The sequence below is a fragment of the Macromonas nakdongensis genome (genome assembly GCF_002837145.1).
GTDB classification, from domain to species: Bacteria; Pseudomonadota; Gammaproteobacteria; order Burkholderiales; family Burkholderiaceae_C; genus Macromonas_B; species Macromonas_B nakdongensis.
Window position 1 is genome coordinate 13,471 of the sequence record NZ_NWMV01000022.1, and the last position, 14,623, is coordinate 28,093.

The window sequence follows — 14,623 nt, forward strand, 5'->3', positions numbered from 1 at the left end:
TTAACAAGGAAATTCCATGTCTCTCAAGTGCGGCATCGTCGGCCTGCCCAACGTCGGCAAATCCACCCTGTTCAACGCCCTGACCAAGGCGGGCATCGCGGCGGAGAACTACCCCTTCTGCACCATCGAGCCCAATGTGGGCGTGGTCGAGGTGCCCGATCCGCGTCTGGACGAGCTGGCCAAGATCATCAACCCCGAGCGCATCGTGCCGGCCATCGTCGAGTTTGTGGACATCGCCGGTCTGGTGGCCGGTGCCAGCCAGGGCGAAGGCCTGGGCAACCAGTTCCTGGCCCACATCCGCGAAACCGACGCCATCGTCAACGTGGTGCGCTGCTTTGAAGACGACAACGTCATCCACGTGGCCAACAAGGTGGACCCGATCGCGGACATCGAGGTGATCCAGACCGAACTCTGCCTGGCCGACCTAGGCACGGTGGAAAAGACCCTGCAGCGCAGCATCAAAGCCGCCAAAAGCGGCAACGACAAGGAAGCCGCTGCCCTGGTGGCGCTGCTGACCAAGGTGCAGGCGGTGCTGAACGAAGGCAAACCGGCGCGCACGCTGGAGCTGAGCGACCAGGAAAAAGTGCTGCTCAAACCCCTGTGCCTGATCACCGCCAAGCCGGCCATGTTCGTGGGCAACGTCAGCGAAGACGGGTTCGAGAACAACCCTTTCCTGGACCGCCTGCGCGAATACGCCGACCAACAAAATGCGCCGGTGGTGGCCATTTGCGCCAAGATCGAGGCCGAGCTGAGCGAAATGGACGACGCCGACCGCCTGGAGTTCCTGAAGGAGCTGGGCCAGGACGAGCCCGGTCTGAACCGCCTGATCCGCGCCGGCTTCAAGCTGCTGGGCCTGCAAACCTACTTCACCGCCGGCGTGAAGGAAGTGCGCGCCTGGACCATCCACATCGGCGACACCGCGCCCCAGGCGGCGGGCGTGATCCACGGCGATTTCGAGCGCGGCTTCATCCGCGCCCAGACCATCGCTTTCGACGACTTCATCGCCTACCAAGGCGAGCAGGGTGCCAAGGACGCCGGCAAGATGCGCGCCGAGGGCAAGGAATACATCGTCAAAGACGGCGATGTGATGAACTTCCTGTTCAACGTCTGAACCCGCGGAGGCGGTCGGCGCCGAGGCGGCAGGGCCTTGGGCGGGCCGCCGCGCCTTAAAATGCGGGACTTCCAAGGAGCGCTGCAGCGGCGTGCTCGGGGCCCAGGGCCCGGCGAGCGGTGCCGTCAGGCTTGGACCCTTTTGCCAACCGCGCTCGCCTGACAACGCCTTTGCAGGTGAGTGCCGTGCCCCCTACCGCCCCCAAGACCGTGAACCCTGACCACCCGGACCGCGCCGCCGTGCGCCCTGTCGTTGCGCCCGCCACCGCCGTGCCGCCCATGTTGCTCTCGGGCCTGGAACTGCTGGCCATCGACGACAACAGCCTGTTCGTCAACATCGGCGAGCGCACCAACGTCACCGGCTCCAAGGCGTTCGCGCGCATGATTTTGAACGGCCAGTACGAAGAGGCCCTGGCCGTGGCGCGCCAGCAGGTGGAGAACGGCGCGCAGATCGTGGACGTGAACATGGACGAGGCCATGCTCGACAGCCAGGCCGCCATGGTGCGCTTCCTCAACCTCATGGCGTCCGAGCCCGACATCGCGCGCGTGCCGGTGATGATCGATTCCTCCAAATGGAGCGTGATCGAGGCCGGGCTGAAGTGCGTGCAGGGCAAGAGCGTCGTCAACTCGATCAGCATGAAAGAGGGCGTGGACGAGTTCAAGCGCCAGGCCACATTGATCCGCCGCTACGGCGCGGCCACGGTGGTGATGGCCTTCGACGAGCAGGGCCAGGCCGACACCTACGAGCGCAAGATCGAGATTTGCCAGCGCGCTTACCGCATCCTGGTGGACGAGGTGGGCTTCCCGTGCGAAGACATCATCTTCGACCCCAACATCTTCGCCATCGCCACCGGCATCGAGGAACACAACAACTACGCGGTCGATTTCATCAACGCCACGCGCTGGATCAAGGCCAACCTGCCGGGCGCCAAGGTGAGCGGCGGCGTGTCCAACGTGTCGTTCAGCTTCCGCGGCAACGAGCCGGTGCGCGAGGCGATCCACACCGTGTTCCTGTACCACGCCATCCAGGCGGGCATGGACATGGGCATCGTCAACGCCGGCATGGTCGGTGTGTACGACGAACTGGACGCCGAACTGCGCGAGCGCGTGGAAGACGTGGTGCTGAACCGCCGCCCCGACGCCACCGAGCGCCTGCTGGACATTGCCGAGAGCGTGAAGGGCGCGGCCAAGGACGATTCGGCCAAGTACGCCTGGCGCGCGCTGCCGGTGCGCGAACGTCTGGTGCACGCGCTGGTGCACGGGCAAAACGAGTTCATCACCGAAGACACGGAAGAAATGTGGCAGGCTTTGCGCGCCGACGGTGGTCGCCCGCTGCACGTGATAGAAGGCCCGCTGATGGACGGCATGAACGTGGTCGGCGACCTGTTCGGCCAGGGCAAGATGTTCCTGCCCCAGGTGGTGAAATCGGCCCGGGTGATGAAGCAGGCCGTGGCGCACCTGGTGCCCTACATCGAAGAAGAAAAGCGCCAGTTGGAAGCCGCGGGCGGCGACGTGAAGAGCAAGGGCAAGATCGTCATCGCCACCGTCAAGGGCGACGTGCACGACATCGGCAAGAACATCGTCACCGTGGTCTTGCAGTGCAACAACTTCGAAGTCGTCAACATGGGCGTGATGGTGCCTTGCCACGAAATCCTGGCCAAAGCCAAGGAAGTGGGTGCCGACATCGTGGGCCTGAGCGGCCTGATCACGCCCAGCCTGGAAGAGATGCAGTACGTGGCCGCCGAGATGGAGAAGGACCCGCACTTCCGCGAACGGGGCATTCCGCTGCTGATCGGCGGCGCCACCTGCAGCCGCGTGCACACCGCGGTGAAGATCGCGCCGAACTACAGCGGCCCGGTGATCTACGTGCCCGACGCCTCGCGCAGCGTGGGCGTGGCACAAAGCCTGTTGGGCGAGGGCCGTGAAGGCTACCTGAGCGAGTTGCGCGCCGACTACGACCAGGTGCGCACCCAGCACGCCAACAAGAAGCAGACCCCGCTGTGGCCGCTGGCCAAGGCGCGCGCCAACAAGACCCCGCTGGACTGGGACGCCCACACCCCGGTGGCGCCCAAGTTCCTGGGCCGGCGCGTGTTCAAGAACTTCGACCTGGGCGAACTGGCCGCTTACATCGATTGGGGCCCCTTCTTCCAGACCTGGGACCTGGCCGGGGCTTACCCCGCCATCCTGAACGACGAGGTGGTGGGCGAGCAGGCCCGCAAGGTCTTCGCCGACGCGCAGGCCCTGCTGAAGAAGATCGTGGACGGCCGCTGGCTGACCGCCAACGCCGTGGTCGGCCTGTACCCCGCCAACGCGGTGAACGAGGACGACATCGCGCTCTACGCCGACGAGTCGCGCACCCAGCCGGTGCTGACCTGGCACGGCCTGCGCCAGCAGACCGAGAAGCAGGAGATCGACGGCGCGATGCGCCCCAGCCGCTGCTTGGCCGACTTCGTGGCGCCGCGCGCCAGCGACGTGGCCGACTACGTGGGCGCCTTTGCCGTGACCGCGGGCATCGGCGCCGAGCAGCGCGCCGCCGCCTTCGAGGCCGCACACGACGACTACAACGCCATCATGCTCAAGGCCCTGGCCGACCGCTTGGCCGAGGCCTTCGCCGAATGCCTGCACCAGCGCGTGCGCACCGACCTGTGGGGCTATGCCCCGCACGAGGCCCTGGACAACGACGAGCTGGTTGCCGAGCAGTACCAGGGCATCCGCCCCGCGCCCGGCTACCCGGCCTGCCCGGACCATTCGGTCAAACGCGCGCTGTTCGATTTGTTGCGCTGCGACGAGATCGGCATGGGCCTGACCGACAGCCTGGCCATGACGCCGGCCGCCAGCGTCAGCGGCTTCTACCTGGCCCACCCGGAGAGCACCTACTTCAACGTCGGCAAGATCGGTCGCGACCAGTTGGCCGACATGGCGCAGCGCCGCGGCGTGCCCGAAGCGGCGCTGGAGCGCGCCCTGGCGCCCAACCTCTGAGGCCGGGGGCTCTCACGGGCCCCGCGGACCAGGGGGCCTGCCTTCAGTGGCTGCAGTGGGCGCGCACTTCCTCGATGGTGGTCAGGCCCTGCAGCACCTTGAGGATGCCGTCCTGGCGCAGGGTGCGGAAGTGCCCGGTGGCCATGGCCGAATGCTGCAGCGCTTCGGACGTGGCGCGAGTCTGGATCAGGCGGCGCAGCGGGGCGTCCACCTGCAGCCATTCGTGCACCCCGGCGCGGCCCTTGAAGCCGGTCTGGTCGCAGGCCGGGCAGCCGGGGGCGTGGCGGTGCAGCAGGTGGCCGTCCTGGCCGTACTCGTTGCGCCAGCGCATGCGCAGGGCGTCCAGCGCGGGGCGCTGCTCGGCCGGGAAGCCGTGCAGGTAGTCCAGCAGCAGCTCCTCTTCCTGGGCGGCGTCTGCCGGCGCGGTCTGCACACAGGCGGGGCACAGCCGCCGCACCAGGCGTTGGGCCAGCACGCCGAGCAGCGAATCGGCGAAGTTGAAGGGGTCCATGCCCATGTCCAGCAGGCGCACCACGGTTTCGGCGGCGCTGTTGGTGTGCAGGGTGGACAGCATCAGGTGGCCGGTGAGCGAGGCCTCGATCGCCACCTGGGCGGTGTCCTGGTCGCGGATCTCGCCGACCATGATCACGTCCGGGTCGGCGCGCAGGAAGGCGCGCAGGGCCTTGTCGAAGGTCCAGTCGATCTTGGGGTTGACCTGCACCTGGCGCAGGTCGGGGTTGCTGATCTCGATCGGGTCTTCGGCCGTCCAGATCTTGCGGTCGGGCGTGTTGATGTGCTCCAGCACGGAGTGCAGCGTGGTCGTCTTGCCCGAACCGGTGGGGCCGACGCACAGCACCATGCCGTGGGGCCGCTCCACCGTGGCGCGCAGCTGGGCCAGGTTGTCCGGCGTCAGGCCCAGCTGTTCCAGCGGCAGCGGTTTGGCCGAGGACAGCAGGCGCATCACCACGTCTTCGGCGCCGTTGTGGGTGGGGACGGTGGCCACCCGCAGTTCCAGCCGGTGGTGGGGCGAGAACTTGGCGAAGTCGATCTTGCCGTCCTGCGGCTTGCGGCGCTCGGAGATGTCGAGCTCGCACATGATCTTGATGCGCCCGACCAGCGCCGCGCGGTAGGTGTGCGGCAGCTCCATGTAGGGCACCAGCCGGCCGTCCTTGCGCAGGCGGATGCGCACCTTGCGCTTGCTCGGGTGGGTTTCGATGTGGATGTCGGACGCGCCCTGGCTGTGCGCCTCGATGATGATGGTGTTGATCAGCCGCACCAGCGAGTTGTCGGACTGTTCGATCTGGCCGAGCGTGTCGTGGGCGTCGTCCGCGACCTCCAGCTCCAGCGATTCGAGCAGCTTGTCCGAGGACGTCGCGGGCGGCTCCTGCCCGGCTGGGGGGGCGCTGGCGAAGGCACCACTGTCCATGCCGAAGCGGGCGTAGGCTTCGGCGATGGTCTTGTGGTTCAGCGTGCCGCTGGCCAAGGCGGCCACCACCTTGGTTTGCAGGGTGAATTCCAGTTCGTCCACCATGCCGCGGCGCGACGGGTCTTCGGCCGCCACCACCAGCAGTCCGCTGCGCCACAGCAGCGGCACGATCTGGTGGCGCCGCGCCAGGTGTTGCGGCACGCGCCGCAGGGCTTCGGCGTCCAGCGGGAACTTGCCCAGGTCCACCACGGGGTAACCCATCTTGCGCGCCAGGGCCACGCGCAGGTCGGCGCGCGACAGCTGGCCGCTTTGCACCAGCAACTCGCCCAAGGGCACGCTGCGCTCGGTCTTTTGCTTGTCCAACGCTTCCTGCAGCTGCGCCTTGCTGACCAGGCCCAGGGCCGTCAGGGCCTCGCCGATGCGGACCATGGGCATGCGCGACTGTTCTTCCAGCGCCACCAGCAACTGCTCGGGTTTGACGATCTCCTGAATCACCAGGTAGTCGCCCAGCTTGCGGCTGCGCAGGTGCTCCTGTTCGCGCGCGGCCTGCTCCACCTGTTCGGGCGTGACCACCTGCTGCTCCACCAGCACCTGGCCGATCGCCTCGCCCACGTGCAGGTGGGTGTAGGCCTCGGTCGGGAAAAACACACGTTGCACCGCGTCTGCGTCGTTCAGGGGGGGGAACAGGAACAGGCCGTGCTCATTTTCGAGGTGGCCCATGGTGTCGCCGTGCAGGGTCTGGCCGTCCTTCAGGGTCAGGGCGTAGGGCAGACGGGTGCGGTAATCCAGCAGTTGGGAGTGGGCAAAATCGACTGGCTCGGTGGGCGTGGCCTCTGGCCGCAGCGCTTCGTCCAGGGTGATGCGGCGAAACATGTCGAAGCGCAGCGGCATCACCGCCCGCGACGGAGGCACCTGGATGTACGCGGTGTGCTCGGCCAGGTCCAGGGCCACGAGCAGGGGTTCGTCCACCCAGGCGCTGCCGGGCGCGGGCACGTCGGTGGTGGCCCGGTCGGGCTGGCCCGGGGCATCGGCCACGCGCAACTGGCCCCGCAGCGGGTAGCCGTCGGCCACGGCCTTCAAGGCCACCAGCCGGGCGTTACCGCCGTGGGCATCGTCGGCCCGACCCATGGTGGGAAAGCTCACGTGGGCGGTGGTCTGCAGGCCAAGCGCCCGGGCCTGTTCGGCGAACACCGGGGGCGTGGGCTGGTCGCTGCGCAGCACCGCGTCGCCACCGATGAGCTGGCGCGCGTCGCGGGCCAGGCCGGTCTGCAGGCGGTCGGCAAAAAAGCCCACGGCGGTGAGCGCGGCCACCGCCAGGGCGATGGCCAGCACCAGCACGCGCAGTTCGCCGGCGCGGGCGTCGCGCAACAGGGCGCGCCAGCCGATGGTCCAAAAGTGGGCGGTCACAGCGTTCATGGGCCCGAGGTTAGCGCAAACCCTGATCCGACGCCGGGGGCGGGGCATCCGGGCGTCGTGGCCCGGCAAGTGGCCTTACTTGGTGCCGAAAATGCGGTCGCCGGCGTCGCCCAGGCCGGGCACGATGTAGCCGTGCTCGTTCAGGCCCCGGTCCACCGCCGGGGTGTAGATCGGCACGTCCGGGTGGTGGCGGTGGAAGGTGGCGATGCCTTCGGGGCAGGTGACCAGGCAGACGAAGCGCAGCGAGCGCGGCCGGCAGGCCTTGAGCCGGTCCACCGCGGCCACCGCCGAATTGCCGGTGGCCAGCATGGGGTCGAGCACGATGACGTCGCGCTCGGCCATGTCCGACGGCATCTTGAAGTAGTACTCCACCGCCTGCAGCGTGTCGGGGTCGCGGAACAGGCCGATGTGGCCGACGCGGGCGCTGGGCACCACTTCGAGCATGCCGTCGAGGAAGCCGTTGCCGGCGCGCAGGATGGACGCCAGCACGATCTTCTTGCCGTCAATGACGCGGCCGGTGGTGCGCTCCAGCGGCGTTTCGATCTCGATCTCCTGCATCGGCATGTCGCGCGTGACCTCGTAGGCCAGCAGGGCGCTGAGTTCGTGCACCAGCTGGCGGAAGCCGCGGGTGCTGGTGTCCTTGCGGCGCATCAGTGTGAGTTTGTGCTGCACCAGGGGGTGGTCGATGAGGTGGACTTGGGGTGTCATGGCAAGCGGGGGCCGGCGGCCCCGAAGAAATGGAACGATGGCCGTATGCTACCGCCAGCCGGCCCCGGCGCGGGCACCGCCAGTGGCACCTGGGGCCGCCCGAGCGCGGGGCACAATGGCCGCATGACGCCCACGCCACACTCCCACCTGGAACAGCAGCTGCGCGGCAGCACCCACGCCCGCTTCTTCATCACCGACCTCGACGGCCTGTGCCGCGGTAAGACGCTGTCGGGCGAGCGCATGGCCGACATGCTGGTCGGTGGCGGCACCATCGCCAGCGCGGTGTTCGGCTGGGACGTGGCCGACGACCTCTACCTGCACGGTGTGGACTTCGCCGGCATGGGCACCGCGCTCGGTGAAATCGGCCTGCGCCTGGACCCGGCCACCGCGCGCCAGCTGCCCTGGGACGGCATGCGCTGGGTGCTGATCGGCGAACACCTGCAGCCCGACGGCACGCCGCTGCCGATCTGCCCGCGCCAGGTGCTCAAACGCGTGCTGGCCGAGGCCCAGGCCCTGGACCTGAGCGCCCAGGTGGGGGTGGAATTCGAGTGGTTCGTGCTGAGTGAAACCGAGCGCAGCGTGCGCGACAAGGGCTTTCGGCAACTGCGCACCGCCACCGAGGCGGTGAGCAACTACTCGCCCTTCCGGGTGGACGCGGTCAAACCCTTCGTCAACGAGCTGTTCGAATGGCTGCCGCAGGCCGACATCCACCTCGAAGCGCTGCACACCGAAGCCGGCCCCGGCAACCTGGAGGTGGCCCTGCGCCACGGCGAAGCCCTGGCTACGGCCGACCGGGCCGCGCTGTTCAAGCAGGCGGTGCGCGAGATCGGCCGCCCGCACGGGCTGCTCAGCACCTTCATGGCCAAGTGGTCCACCGCCTACGGCGGCTGCGGCCAGCACCTGCACCAGAGCCTGTGGCGCGACGGCCGCAACCTGTTCCACGACCCGGCCGCGCCCCAGGGCATGAGCGCCACGCTGCGCCAGTACATCGCCGGCCAGCTGCAGGCCCTGCCCGAGCTGTGCGCGCTCTACGCCCCCTTCGTCAACAGCTACAAGCGGCTGGTGCCGGGCATGCTGGCGCCGGTGCAGCCCAGCTGGGGCGTGGACGACCGCCACGCCGCCCTGCGGGTGGTGCCGGGCGGGCCGCGCTCGCTGCGGCTGGAAACCCGCACCCCTGGGGCCGACGCCAACCCCTACCTGGCCATGGCGGCGGCCATCGCCTCGGGGCTGCACGGCATCCGCCAGGGACTGGATCTGGACGAGGTGGTGCGGCAGAGCGCCCACGCCAGCCTGCCGCGCAGCCTGGAACAGGCCACCGAGCGGCTGGACCGCTCCACCCTGGCGCGCGAACTGCTGGGCGGGGCTTTTGTGCAGCACTTCGTGCAGACGCGGCGCTGGGAATGCGACCGCCACCAGCGCGCCGTGACCGACTGGGAACTGGCGCGTTACCTCGAAGTGGTCTGATCCACCGCGGGCGGCGGGACCACGTCGCGCAGCAGGCGCTGCGGGTGGGTGAAGCAGAGGAAATGCTGGTGGGTGGCCCGGCCCACGGCGCACAGGCCCACGCGCTCGGCCACGGCCCGTCCCATCTGGGTGGTGCCGCTGCGCGAGACCACCACCGGCACCCCCATCTGGGCCGACTTGATGACCATTTCACTGGTCAGACGACCGGTGGTGTAGAAAGCTTTGTCGGCGCCGTCCATCTCCTCCGGGTCTTGCAGCCACATCCAGCCGGCGATGGTATCGACCGCGTTGTGGCGGCCCACGTCTTCCACGAACAGCAGCGGCTCGGCACCGCGGAACAGGGCGCAGCCGTGCACAGAGCCGGCCGACTTGTAGACCGAATCGCGCTCGCGAATGGCCTTGAGCATGGCGTACAGGTCGGACTGGCGCAGCCGGGCCTTGGGCGGCAGGGCGATCTGATCGATCTCGTCCATCAGGCCGCCGAACACACTGCCCTGTCCGCAGCCGGTGGTGACCACGCGCCGGGCGGTGCGTTCCTCGATGGCTTCCACCCCGCCCCGGGTCTTGACCGAGGCGGCCCCCACCTCCCAGTCCACCGTGATCGATTCGATGTCGTGCACCGACGGCAGCAGCCGCTGGTTGCGCAGGTAGCCCAGCACCAGCCATTCGGGGTGCTGGCCCAGCGTCATCAGCGTGACCAGCTCGCGCTTGTCCACGTAGATGGTGAGGTCGCGTTCGGCCGGCAGGTTCACGCTGCGCGACCGGCCGGTTTCATCCACCACGGACACCGCACAGGTCAGCGGTGCCCGCGCCTGGGTGAGCCGGGGCAGGGCCGCCACCGGCGCCCGCTGCGGCACGGTGGCGGGGGACGAAGCCAACACCGTGGGCACGGTGCCTCAGTAGGTTTCGAGGTGCAGGCGGCCCTGCTGTTTCAGCTCGGCGCCCAGCGTGTCCCAGTCCAGGCCGGCGGCCTGGGCCGCGTCGCGCAGGGCCATCACCACGCCCTCTTCCATGCTCTTCAGGCCGCAAACGTAGAAGTAGGCGTTCGGGTCCTTCAGCAGCGCCACCAGGTCGGCGGCGCGCTCGCGCATCGCGTCCTGCACGTAGCGTTTGGGCTGCCCCGGCACGCGGCTGAAGGCGAAAGTGGTGTCGATGAAGTCCTTGGGCAGCTTCTGCAGCGGGCCGAAGTACGGCAACTCCTGCGGGGTGCGGGCGCCGAAGAACAGCATCAGCTTGCCGCCCTCGAACTTGCCGCTGGCGCGCAGGCGGCGCCGCCACTCGGTCATGGCGCGCATGGGGGCGCTGCCGGTGCCGGTGCAGATCATGACGATGCTGGACTTGGGGTGGTTCGGCATCAGGAAGCTGGCCCCGAACGGGCCGATCACCTGCACCGTGTCGCCCACCTGCAGGTCGCACATGTAGTTGGAGCCGACGCCGCGCACCGGCTTGCCGTCGTGGTCTTCCAGCACCCGCTTGATGGTCAGCGACAGGTTGTTGTAGCCCGGCCGTTCGCCGTTGCGCGGGCTGGCGATGGAGTACTGGCGCGCGTGGTGCGGCTTGCCGCGCTCGTCCAGGCCCGGCGGCACGATGCCGATGGACTGGCCTTCGAGCACCGGGAAGGGCATGGCGCCGAAGTCCAGCACGATGTGGTGGGTGTCGTAGTCGGTGCCGACTTCGGTCACGCGCACGTTGCCGGTGACGGTGGCCGTGACGGTTTTCTGCGCAGCCTTGGGGCCGTACAGGTTGGTGTAGGCGTGCGCGGCCGACCAGGGCGGCACCACCGCGCCGTAGGCGGCACTGTTGAAGGCCGGCGCACTGGCGCTGCCGACCGACGCCGCCTGGGCTTCCTGGGCCGCTGCTTCAACCTCGGCCGCGCTGCCACCCAAAGCGGCCAATTCCGCGTCGCTCAAGGCCGCGGGCAGCTCCATCCAGCCCAGCTGTTCTTCGATGGTGTAGGCCTTGACGCGCGGCATGGTGCGCCAGTTGTCGATGGAGCCCGTGGGACACGGCGGCACGCAGGCCATGCACAGGTTGCACTTCTCGGCGTCCACCACGTAGTTGTTCGAGTCGTGGGTGATGGCGTCCACCGGGCAGGTGGCCTCGCAGGTGTTGCAGCGGATGCAGATTTCCGGGTCGATCAGGTGCTGCTGGATCAGGGGGGATTCGGTGCTCATGGTCGGTCGGGTGGGGTGGGTGACAAACGGCGGCGTGGCCCAGCAGGGTAACGCATCTTCGGGACCAAAGAAAAGGGCCGGCCCTGCGCAATTTCAGGGCCGGCCCTCGGCCTGGGTGTCGGGCACCCAGTTCAGGCGCGTCAGTTGAAGCGCACGTAGTCGAAGTTCACCGGCTGGCGGTTGATGCCCATGACCGGCGGCGCGATCCAGTTGGCGAACTTGCCCGGCTCGACCACACGGCCCATCAGGCTGGCCACGTAGGCACGGTCCTGGTCGCTCGGCAGCCACTCGGCCTGCTTGGCATTCCACTCGGCGTCGCTCACCACACGGCCGTCCGGGTTGGCCTTGACGCCGGCCAGGGTGCCGATGTTGCGGTGGAAGGCCTTGTGCGGCACCTTCAGGCGGAAGTCGATGCCGGCCTTCTCGATGATGCGGTTCCAGCGCTCCACGCCGCCGACCGAGTCCTTGATGTAGTCGTCGCGCAGCACCTCGTTGAGGGCGTTGAGCATCGGCACTTCCTTCTCGACCAGGGCGCCGTTCTCGACCGCCAGGATCTTGTAGGTGTTGCCCTTGAGCACGTGGTCGTCGGTGCGCTTGCCTTCTTCGTAGCGGCCCTTGAGGCCCGAGCTGTAGAAGATGGCGGCGTTGGACGATTGGTCGGCGCCGAACAGGTCGATGGTGACGCTGAAGTGGAAGTTGATGTAGCGCTGGATGGTCGGCAGGTCGATCACGCCGGCTGCGCGCAGCTTGGCCACGTCGTCGGTCTTCAGCTCGTTCATCGCGTTGACGGTGCGCTGGATCACGCGGCCCACGCCAGACTCGCCCACGAACATGTGGTGCGCTTCTTCGGTCAGCATGAACTTGGTGGTGCGGGCCAGCGGGTCGAACGCGGACTCGGCCAGCGCGCAGAGCTGGAACTTGCCATCGCGGTCGGTGAAGTAGGTGAACATGAAGAAGCTCAGCCAGTCGGGCGTCTTCTCGTTGAAGGCCTCCAGGATGCGCGGGTTGTCGGCGTTGCCGCTGTTGCGCTCCAGCAGGGCTTCGGCTTCTTCGCGGCCGTCGCGGCCAAAGTACTTGTGCAGCAGGTAGACCATGGCCCAGAGGTGGCGGCCCTCTTCCACGTTCACCTGGAACAGGTTGCGCAGGTCGTACTGGCTGGGCGCGGTCAGGCCCAGGTGGCGCTGCTGCTCGACGGATGCCGGCTCGGTGTCGCCTTGCGTGACGATGATGCGGCGCAGGTTGGCGCGGTGCTCGCCAGGCACGTCCTGCCAGGCGGCTTCGCCCATGTGGTCACCGAAGTGGATCTTGCGGTCCTGCTCGGCCGGGTTCAGGAAGATGCCCCAGCGGTAGTCGGGCATTTTCACGTGGCCGAACTGGGCCCAGCCCTGCGGGTCCACGCTCACGGCGGTGCGCAGGTAGACGTCGAAGTTCTGCGAGCCGTCCGGGCCCATGTCCTGCCACCACTGCAGGTAGTTGGGCTGCCAGTGCTCCAGCGCGCGCTGCAGGGTGCGGTCTTCGCTCAGGTTGACGTTGTTGGGGATTTTTTCGCTGTAGTTGATGCCGGACATGAAAGTCTCCGAGGAACAAACGCGGTGGAAGTGGCATTCGGTTGCGGCGGGCTCCACCGGGAAACCCGCCGCACAACGATCCAAACAGGGTCAGACGCGGTTCATGTCGAACTGGGCCTTGTCGCCCTTGCCGTACACCTTCAGGGCGCCCTTGTCGCCGACGGCGTTGGGGCGCTGGAAGATCCAGTTCTGCCAGGCGGTCAGGCGGCCGAAGATGCGGGTCAGCATGTTTTCCTGCTGGGCAAAGCGCAGGTTGGCCTCCAGGCCGGTCAGGGCGTCGGGCGACATGGCGGCGCGCTGCTCCAGCTCCAGGCGGATCTCGTCGGCCCAGTCGATGTCGTCCAGCGCGGCGGTGACCAGGCCCAACTCGGCCGCGGTGTCGCCGTCCAGGGCGCGGCCGGCGGCGGCACGCACCGCTTCCATCGGGCCGGCTTCCTCGTAGAAGCGGCGCGCCAGGCGCGACTGGCCGTTGACCATCGGGTAGAAGCCGAAGTTGAAGTCGTTGAGCTGCAGCGCGGGCTGCTGCTCCGGGGTGTCGGGCAGCACCTGGATGTAGGTGCGGTCGGCGCAGAACGCCAGCTCGGCCAGGGTGCCGGCGAAGCAGGAACCGGCTTCGATCAGGGTGAACAGGCTGCGGCTGGACACGTCCAGGCGGGCCAGGGTGCGGCGCAGCATGCCGATGGTTTCGTTGACGAACCAGTGGTCTTTGTTGGCCAGCAGGATGGCGTCGCTGGCCAGCACGGCGGCGGCGTCGCCGGCGGTCTTGAGCACCCAGGTGCCGATGTCCAGCTCGTTGGTGCGCATGTGCAGGATGGCGTCGTCCAGGTCGCGGGCCATGGCCAGCGGGTACCACTGGGCGCCGGCGGCCACGATGGCGGCGGTGTCGGTCGGCTGGGCACCGGTGGGGGCCTTGACGGTGAAGGTGGCCAGGCGCTTGGCGCGGTCGATCTCGACCGTGACGTGGGTGTAGGTGAGCTTGTCGGCCTCGACGGTGCGCTGCAGCGGGGTCAGGGCCACGCCCTGGGCACCGGTGCCGGGGCGGGTGCTGCCGGCGGCCAGCTTCTCGGCGCGTTCGCGCACCACTTGCGGGAACTGTGCCGGCTTGGCGATCGCGTCCACCAGGCGCCAGTCCACGGCTTTCTGGCCGCGTGCGCCCTCCACGCTGGTGCAGAAGATGTCGGCCAGGTCGTGGCGCACGTGGCGCTTGTCGGTCACGCGGGTCAGGCCACCGGTGCCGGGCAGCACACCCAGCAGCGGCACCTCGGGCAGGCTGACGCTGGAGGAACGGTCGTCCACCAGCACGATGTCGTCACAGGCCAGGGCCAGCTCGTAACCGCCGCCGGCGCAGGCGCCGTTCAGGGCCGCCACGAACTTCAGACCGCTGTGCTGGGACGAGTCCTCGATGCCGTTGCGGGTTTCGTTGGTGAACTTGCAGAAGTTCACCTTCCAGCCGTGGCTGGACAGGCCCAGCATGAAGATGTTGGCGCCCGAGCAGAAGATGCGGTCGCGCAGGCTGGTGACGACCACCGACTTGACTTCCGGGTGCTCGAAGCGGATGCGCTGCAGCGCGTCGTGCAGTTCGATGTCCACACCCAGGTCGTAGCTGTTGAGCTTGAGCTTGTAGCCGGGGCGCAGGCCCGCGTCTTCGTTGATGTTCAGCGCCAGCGTGGCCACTTCACCGTCGAACGACAGGGTGATGTGGTGGTACTCGGCGGGGGTGGTCCGGTAATCGACGATCGGGTTCTGGCTCATGGGGACTCCTCAGGGGGTGGCGGGAA

9 protein-coding genes and 1 riboswitch are annotated in these 14,623 nt (G+C 68.2%); of the genes, 3 read left to right on the forward strand and 6 right to left on the reverse strand.

The window, feature by feature from the left end; translation table 11 throughout:
• The first annotated feature begins 16 nt into the window (after positions 1–16).
• Together ychF and metH are read left to right on the forward strand one after the other, a co-directional pair.
• Positions 17–1,111 carry a redox-regulated ATPase YchF gene (gene ychF / locus CON77_RS04030; RefSeq protein ID WP_101047858.1) on the forward strand — a complete coding sequence of 365 codons (1,095 nt, stop codon included), beginning with the start codon at positions 17–19 and terminating at the stop codon, positions 1,109–1,111.
• A gap of 67 nt (positions 1,112–1,178) precedes the next feature.
• A riboswitch (S-adenosyl-L-homocysteine riboswitch) is annotated at positions 1,179–1,274 on the forward strand.
• 115 nt (positions 1,275–1,389) lie between these two features.
• On the forward strand, positions 1,390–4,089 hold the full coding sequence (gene metH, locus CON77_RS04035; RefSeq protein ID WP_101047878.1) for a methionine synthase: 2,700 nt from the start codon (positions 1,390–1,392) through the stop codon (positions 4,087–4,089).
• 43 nt (positions 4,090–4,132) lie between these two features.
• Here the strand turns inward: metH and CON77_RS04040 are convergent, their stop codons facing one another.
• Positions 4,133–6,931 carry a GspE/PulE family protein gene (locus CON77_RS04040; protein WP_232788395.1) on the reverse strand — a complete coding sequence of 933 codons (2,799 nt, stop codon included), beginning with the start codon at positions 6,929–6,931 and terminating at the stop codon, positions 4,133–4,135.
• 75 nt (positions 6,932–7,006) lie between these two features.
• Positions 7,007–7,639 carry a uracil phosphoribosyltransferase gene (gene upp / locus CON77_RS04045; protein ID WP_101047859.1) on the reverse strand — a complete coding sequence of 211 codons (633 nt, stop codon included), beginning with the start codon at positions 7,637–7,639 and terminating at the stop codon, positions 7,007–7,009.
• A 123-nt stretch (positions 7,640–7,762) separates the two neighbouring features.
• Here upp and CON77_RS04050 point away from each other — a divergent pair, with 123 nt between their 5' ends.
• Entirely contained in the window at positions 7,763–9,103 is a 1,341-nt protein-coding gene (locus tag CON77_RS04050; RefSeq protein ID WP_157826833.1) for a glutamine synthetase family protein, read from the forward strand.
• Here the strand turns inward: CON77_RS04050 and CON77_RS04055 are convergent.
• The 4 genes from CON77_RS04055 to boxC form a co-directional block, all read right to left on the reverse strand.
• On the reverse strand, positions 9,085–9,984 hold the full coding sequence (locus CON77_RS04055) for a formate dehydrogenase accessory sulfurtransferase FdhD (RefSeq protein WP_439650518.1): 900 nt from the start codon (positions 9,982–9,984) through the stop codon (positions 9,085–9,087). The two genes, CON77_RS04050 and CON77_RS04055, sit on opposite strands and share 19 nt — an antisense overlap.
• Positions 9,985–9,999: 15 nt before the next feature.
• Positions 10,000–11,277 (reverse strand): benzoyl-CoA 2,3-epoxidase subunit BoxA, encoded by a 1,278-nt coding sequence (boxA, locus tag CON77_RS04060; protein WP_101047861.1) that lies wholly within the window; start codon positions 11,275–11,277, stop codon positions 10,000–10,002.
• A 140-nt stretch (positions 11,278–11,417) separates the two neighbouring features.
• Positions 11,418–12,845, reverse strand: coding sequence for a benzoyl-CoA 2,3-epoxidase subunit BoxB (gene boxB / locus CON77_RS04065; protein WP_101047862.1), 1,428 nt, complete (start codon positions 12,843–12,845; stop codon positions 11,418–11,420).
• A gap of 90 nt (positions 12,846–12,935) precedes the next feature.
• A complete protein-coding gene (gene boxC / locus CON77_RS04070) occupies positions 12,936–14,597 on the reverse strand; it encodes a 2,3-epoxybenzoyl-CoA dihydrolase (RefSeq protein WP_101047863.1) in 1,662 nt (553 codons plus the stop codon).
• Positions 14,598–14,623: the final 26 nt, after the last annotated feature.